Origin of the sequence: Suipraeoptans intestinalis, assembly GCF_009696485.1 — a bacterium.
Taxonomy (GTDB): domain Bacteria; phylum Bacillota; class Clostridia; order Lachnospirales; family Lachnospiraceae; genus Suipraeoptans; species Suipraeoptans intestinalis.
In genome coordinates this window covers 1-5,595 of sequence record NZ_VULY01000024.1, presented here as the reverse complement: position 1 = coordinate 5,595, position 5,595 = coordinate 1, and the positions used below count along the sequence as shown (strand labels likewise).

8 protein-coding genes and 1 pseudogene are annotated in these 5,595 nt (G+C 48.1%); 3 read left to right on the top strand and 6 right to left on the bottom strand.

Going from position 1 to position 5,595, the window contains the following annotated elements; genetic code table 11:
- Positions 1-284 precede the first annotated feature (284 nt).
- From FYJ34_RS11575 to FYJ34_RS11565, 3 genes are read left to right on the top strand one after another with little or no spacing between them, the layout of a single operon-like run.
- Complete coding sequence (locus FYJ34_RS11575; RefSeq protein WP_154477781.1) at positions 285-1,001, top strand: gamma-glutamyl-gamma-aminobutyrate hydrolase family protein; 717 nt, start codon at positions 285-287, stop codon at positions 999-1,001.
- Between the two features lie 44 nt (positions 1,002-1,045).
- Positions 1,046-2,446, top strand: a complete 1,401-nt coding sequence (locus tag FYJ34_RS11570) for an APC family permease (protein WP_154477779.1) — start codon at positions 1,046-1,048, stop codon at positions 2,444-2,446.
- Positions 2,447-2,467: 21 nt separating this feature from the next.
- Positions 2,468-2,920, top strand: a complete 453-nt coding sequence (locus tag FYJ34_RS11565; RefSeq protein WP_154478929.1) for a hypothetical protein — start codon at positions 2,468-2,470, stop codon at positions 2,918-2,920.
- On the opposite strand, the gene FYJ34_RS11560 is transcribed toward FYJ34_RS11565, so the two are convergent.
- The 6 genes and pseudogenes from FYJ34_RS11560 to FYJ34_RS15710 form a co-directional block, all read right to left on the bottom strand.
- Positions 2,909-3,328 carry a hypothetical protein gene (locus FYJ34_RS11560; protein ID WP_154478928.1) on the bottom strand — a complete coding sequence of 140 codons (420 nt, stop codon included), beginning with the start codon at positions 3,326-3,328 and terminating at the stop codon, positions 2,909-2,911. The two genes, FYJ34_RS11565 and FYJ34_RS11560, sit on opposite strands and share 12 nt — an antisense overlap.
- Before the next feature lie 21 nt (positions 3,329-3,349).
- Entirely contained in the window at positions 3,350-3,958 is a 609-nt protein-coding gene (locus FYJ34_RS13260; RefSeq protein WP_268878952.1) for an amino acid permease, read from the bottom strand.
- 53 nt (positions 3,959-4,011) lie between these two features.
- Positions 4,012-4,209 (bottom strand): hypothetical protein, encoded by a 198-nt coding sequence (locus tag FYJ34_RS13600; RefSeq protein WP_268878951.1) that lies wholly within the window; start codon positions 4,207-4,209, stop codon positions 4,012-4,014.
- A gap of 309 nt (positions 4,210-4,518) precedes the next feature.
- The gene (locus FYJ34_RS13255) at positions 4,519-4,743 is read right to left on the bottom strand and encodes an amino acid permease (protein ID WP_235899509.1); all 225 of its coding nucleotides are present in this window, start codon (positions 4,741-4,743) and stop codon (positions 4,519-4,521) included.
- Positions 4,744-4,884: 141 nt separating this feature from the next.
- Positions 4,885-4,944: pseudogene (locus tag FYJ34_RS15195) on the bottom strand (hypothetical protein); the annotation flags it as partial.
- 4 nt (positions 4,945-4,948) lie between these two features.
- Entirely contained in the window at positions 4,949-5,398 is a 450-nt protein-coding gene (locus FYJ34_RS15710) for a gamma-glutamyl-gamma-aminobutyrate hydrolase family protein (protein WP_465244906.1), read from the bottom strand.
- Positions 5,399-5,595 lie beyond the last annotated feature (197 nt).

Here is a 5,595-nt window from a genome sequence, read left to right as displayed (position 1 = left end):
CTCGCTAACGGTTTCATAAAAGTTTCATAAAATTTCATAAAAATTGACTGCGGTCTAAATTGTTCATATTTAGAACAATTTTCTTTATCATACAGTAAAACGCGGGTTTTTGTCAATTCTGACGATATTTCTTTAAAAAAAATCTATTTTGGCGACACATGACATATTTGGAACGCCGGCGTCTTTTATGCTACTCTCAAGTAGTAAAAGATGGAGAGAAGGTTCGGTAAGCGGTTCTCGAAAAAGCAGCGAAAACGGGCCGGCAGAAAGGAGCTTGTGAAACAATGAGACCAATCATAGGTATTTCAACCAGTATCATAATCGACAGCGGCGGAATGTTCCCCGGCTATCACAGATCGTATGTTAACCGGGACTATGTAAAAGGAGTGCTGGCTGCGGGGGGCGTTCCTGTCATGCTTCCTATGACTGACGACAAAGAAGCCGTAGAGGCTGCGCTTTCCCTGTGCGATGGACTGATTCTATCCGGCGGACAGGATGTAAATCCGCTTTGCTACAATCAGGAGCCTCACAAAACCCTCGGCGAAGTCTGTCCGGAACGCGACGCTTTTGACCTTGATTTGTACAGGCTCGCAAGAGAAAAAGACATGCCGGTGCTTGGTATTTGCAGAGGCTCGCAGATCATTGCGGTCGCCGAGGGCGGTACTCTCTACCAGGATCTCTCGCTGGCAGAGACTTCTCTCAAGCATTCCCAGGGGCACAGTCCGGCGATGCCAAGCCACCATATCCATGTCGAGGAAGGAAGTAAGCTCTTTGATATCGTGAAAGAAAGGAGGATATGCGTAAACTCCTTCCATCATCAGGTAATCAACACTCCCGGTGACAGGATGAGAGTCACAGCCAGAGCGGATGATAACATCATCGAAGCGATAGAGCACAAGGATGCGAAATTCGTCCTTGCCGTTCAGTGGCATCCCGAGATGATGCACGCAAGCGACGAGCACATGCTCCATATTTTCAAGGCATTGATACACCACTGCTAGTTTCGTATTACTATTTTATTATCATTTCATTCAGGAGGAATATTATGGAACAGAAAAGAAAACTCGGATTCTGGTCAATCGTTCTTTTGACCATCAACTCAATCATCGGTACAGGGATCTTCCTGTCACCCGGCGGAGTTGCGAAACAAAGCGGTGCGCTTGCGCCGTTCATCTACGTCTGTGCAGCAGTATTTGCGATCATGCTCGCACTTACCTTTGCAAGCGCAAGTAAATACACAAGAGAGAGCGGAGCTGCCTACGCATATGTAAGAACAGCATTCGGCGACAACACCGGTCTCTATGTAGGTATCACAAGATTCGTATCTGCAAGTATCGCATGGGGCGTAATGGCGACAGGCGCGGTCGGAACTGCCTTCCAGATACTGGGATATCAGAGCGATGCGATTACTTTCGGAATGAGGACGATCGGATTTATCGTTCTCATGGTAGTTCTCTTTATCATCAATGTCCTGGGAACAAAGATTTTCGAGTGGGTATCAAACCTCTCAACGATTGGTAAGTGTGTTGCACTCGTATTTGCAATTCTTGCAGGTATCGTAATCGCAGTGAAGACCGGAAACCACATGGGCGAGATAACTGCACTGGTAAATGACGCCGGAGAAAAGGTAGTTCCTCCGATGACGACCGCGGGATTCGTAACTGCCCTCGTAGCTGCCTTCTATGCATTCACGGGATTTGAAAGTGTAGCTTCCGGAGCCGGTGATATGGAAAAGCCTGAGAAGAATCTTCCCAGAGCCATTCCTGTCGCTATCGGAATCGTAGCTGCGATTTACTTCGGTATCATCCTGACAGCCATGCTGATCGATCCCGTCGCTATGGTCACAAGCTCGTCAGTGGTAGTGCTTGCCGACGTATTCAAGAGTACGGTTATCAGAAATGTCATCGTCATAGGTGCGTTCGTATCGATGTTTGGAATCAACGTCGCATCGTCCTTCCATACACCGAGGCTTCTCGAAGCCATGGCTCTGAGAAAGCAGGTGCCGGATGTTTTCGCCAAGAGAAACAGCAAGGACATTCCTGTAAACGCATTCATCATCACTGTGCTTTTCGCCATCGTAATTCCTATGGCTTTCTCGTATGACATGAAAGGTATCATGATCATTTCGACGATCGCACGTTTCGTACAGTTTGTACTGGTACCTGTCGCTGTCATCATGTTCTTCTATGGCAAGACGAAGAATCCCACCCTTGAAGGCGCCAAGAAGAATTTCGCAACAGATGTGGTAGTATCGGTGATCTCTCTGATACTCACCGCGCTCCTTCTGTTCAAATTCGACTGGAAGGGAAGCTTCTCTACCACAGCTGAAACAGGAACGTCCCTGAACATGTTTGCAATCGTAGCTATGCTCATAGGATACGTAATCATCCCTGTTCTCGTATACTTCTACGCTAAGGCTCACACCGACAAAAAGATTGCACAGTAACTATATTACGGAGATATAAAAATGGATAAAACAGTATATAACGCATTTGTGGAATTACTCGGTTCCGAACTTCGGCTGGCTATGGGCTGCACGGAACCAATAGCGGTGGCTTATGCCGCCGCGAAGGCAAGGGAAGTCCTTGGGCAGTTCCCGGAAAGAATAGAGATGTATTGCAGCGGGAACATCATAAAAAATGTAAAAGCCGTCACAGTGCCTAATTCCGGCGGCAGAAGAGGTCTCGAAGTCGCATCGATTCTCGGCGCGGCTTTCGGGGATGCCTCCCTGGAGCTTGAGGTAATCAGCAGGGTGAAGGATGAAGAAATAGCGCGGCTTCAAAAGCTGCTTGACAAGGACATCTGTCACTGCCATCTTGAGACGGGAAAGGACAACCTGTATATCCGGACGGAGGTATTTCATGGCGCCGACAGTGCTCTTGTAGAAATCGCGGAAAACACACCTACATCACACGGATAGAGAGAACGGGGAACGGTATCTAGGAACATTTCTTAAAGGATATGTCCTTCCCGTCTCAAGATGGCAGTGACAGATGTCCTTGTCAAGCAGCTTTTGAAGCCGCGCTATTTCTTCATCCTTCACCCTGCTGATTACCTCAAGCTCCAGGGAGGCATCCCCGAAAGCCGCGCCGAGAATCGATGCGACTTCGAGACCTCTTCTGCCGCCGGAATTAGGCACTGTGACGGCTTTTACATTTTTTATGATGTTCCCGCTGCAATACATCTCTATTCTTTCCGGGAACTGCCCAAGGACTTCCCTTGCCTTCGCGGCGGCATAAGCCACCGCTATTGGTTCCGTGCAGCCCATAGCCAGCCGAAGTTCGGAACCGAGTAATTCCACAAATGCGTTATATACTGTTTTATCCATTTTTATATCTCCGTAATATAGTTACTGTGCAATCTTTTTGTCGGTGTGAGCCTTAGCGTAGAAGTATACGAGAACAGGGATGATTACGTATCCTATGAGCATAGCTACGATTGCAAACATGTTCAGGGACGTTCCTGTTTCAGCTGTGGTAGAGAAGCTTCCCTTCCAGTCGAATTTGAACAGAAGGAGCGCGGTGAGTATCAGAGAGATCACCGATACTACCACATCTGTTGCGAAATTCTTCTTGGCGCCTTCAAGGGTGGGATTCTTCGTCTTGCCATAGAAGAACATGATGACAGCGACAGGTACCAGTACAAACTGTACGAAACGTGCGATCGTCGAAATGATCATGATACCTTTCATGTCATACGAGAAAGCCATAGGAATTACGATGGCGAAAAGCACAGTGATGATGAATGCGTTTACAGGAATGTCCTTGCTGTTTCTCTTGGCGAAAACATCCGGCACCTGCTTTCTCAGAGCCATGGCTTCGAGAAGCCTCGGTGTATGGAAGGACGATGCGACGTTGATTCCAAACATCGATACGAACGCACCTATGACGATGACATTTCTGATAACCGTACTCTTGAATACGTCGGCAAGCACTACCACTGACGAGCTTGTGACCATAGCGACGGGATCGATCAGCATGGCTGTCAGGATGATACCGAAGTAAATCGCAGCTACGATTCGATAGCGACAGGAATGGCTCTGGGAAGATTCTTCTCAGGCTTTTCCATATCACCGGCTCCGGAAGCTACACTTTCAAATCCCGTGAATGCATAGAAGGCAGCTACGAGGGCAGTTACGAATCCCGCGGTCGTCATCGGAGGAACTACCTTTTCTCCGGCGTCATTTACCAGTGCAGTTATCTCGCCCATGTGGTTTCGGTCTTCACTGCGATTACGATACCTGCAAGAATTGCAAATACGAGTGCAACACACTTACCAATCGTTGAGAGGTTTGATACCCACTCGAAAATCTTTGTTCCAGGACATTGATGATAAAAGAGAACTACCATGAGAACGATAAATCCGATCGTCCTCATTCCGAAAGTAATCGCATCGCTCTGATATCCCAGTATCTGGAAGGCAGTTCCGACGCGCCTGTCGCCATTACGCCCATGCGATACTTGCAGATACGAATCTTGTGATACCTACATAGAGACCGGTGTTGTCCGAATGCTGTTCTTACATATGCGTAGGCAGCTCCGCCTCTCTTGTGTATTTACTTGCGCTTGCAAAGGTAAGTGCGAGCATGATCGCAAATACTGCTGCACAGACGTAGATGAACGGCGCAAGCGCACCGCTTTGTTTCGCAACTCCGCCGGGTGACAGGAAGATCCCTGTACCGATGATTGAGTTGATGGTCAAAAGAACGATTGACCAGAATCCGAGTTTTCTTTTCTGTTCCATAATATTCCTCCTGAATGAAATGATAATAAAATAGTAATACGAAACTAGCAGTGGTGTATCAATGCCTTGAAATATATGGAGCATGTGCTCGTCGCTTGCGTGCATCATCTCGGGATGCCACTGAACGGCAAGGACGAATTTCGCATCCTTGTGCTCTATCGCTTCGATGATGTTATCATCCGCTCTGGCTGTGACTCTCATCCTGTCACCGGGAGTTGATTACCTGATGATGGAAGGAGTTTACGCATATCCTCCTTTCTTTCACGATATCAAAGAGCTTACTTCCTTCCTCGACATGGATATGGTGGCTTGGCATCGCCGGACTGTGCCCTGGAATGCTTGAGAGAAGTCTCTGCCAGCGAGAGATCCTGGTAGAGAGTACCGCCCTCGGCGACCGCAATGATCTGCGAGCCTCTGCAAATACCAAGCACCGGCATGTCTTTTTCTTTGCGAGCCTGTACAAATCAAGGTCAAAAGCGTCGCGTTCCGGACAGACTTCGCCGAGGGTTTTGTGAGGCTCCTGATTGTAGCAAAGCGGATTTACATCCTGTCCGCCGGATAGAATCAGTCCATCGCACAGGGAAAGCGCAGCCTCTACGGCTTCTTTGTCGTCAGTCATAGGAAGCATGACAGGAACGCCCCCCGCAGCCAGCACTCCTTTTACATAGTCCCGGTTAACATACGATCTGTGATAGCGGGAACATTCCGCCGCTGTCGATTATGATACTGGTTGAAATACCTATGATTGGTCTCATTGTTTCACAAGCTCCTTTCTGCCGGCCCGTTTTCGCTGCTTTTTCGAGAACCGCTTACCGAACCTTCTCTCCATCTTTTACTACTTGAGAGTAGCAT

What these genes read in the sequence shown, in the direction of transcription:
- FYJ34_RS13255 (WP_235899509.1), bottom strand. Translation starts at nt 4,743, where the DNA reads ATGGAACAGAAAAGAAAACTCGGATTCTGGTCAATCGTTCTTTTGACC.
- FYJ34_RS11565 (WP_154478929.1), top strand. Translation starts at nt 2,468, where the DNA reads ATGGATAAAACAGTATATAACGCATTTGTGGAATTACTCGGTTCCGAA.
- FYJ34_RS11560 (WP_154478928.1), bottom strand. Translation starts at nt 3,328, where the DNA reads ATGGATAAAACAGTATATAACGCATTTGTGGAATTACTCGGTTCCGAA.
- FYJ34_RS13260 (WP_268878952.1), bottom strand. Translation starts at nt 3,958, where the DNA reads ATGGTCACAAGCTCGTCAGTGGTAGTGCTTGCCGACGTATTCAAGAGT.
- FYJ34_RS13600 (WP_268878951.1), bottom strand. Translation starts at nt 4,209, where the DNA reads ATGGGCGAGATAACTGCACTGGTAAATGACGCCGGAGAAAAGGTAGTT.
- FYJ34_RS11570 (WP_154477779.1), top strand. Translation starts at nt 1,046, where the DNA reads ATGGAACAGAAAAGAAAACTCGGATTCTGGTCAATCGTTCTTTTGACC.
- FYJ34_RS11575 (WP_154477781.1), top strand. Translation starts at nt 285, where the DNA reads ATGAGACCAATCATAGGTATTTCAACCAGTATCATAATCGACAGCGGC.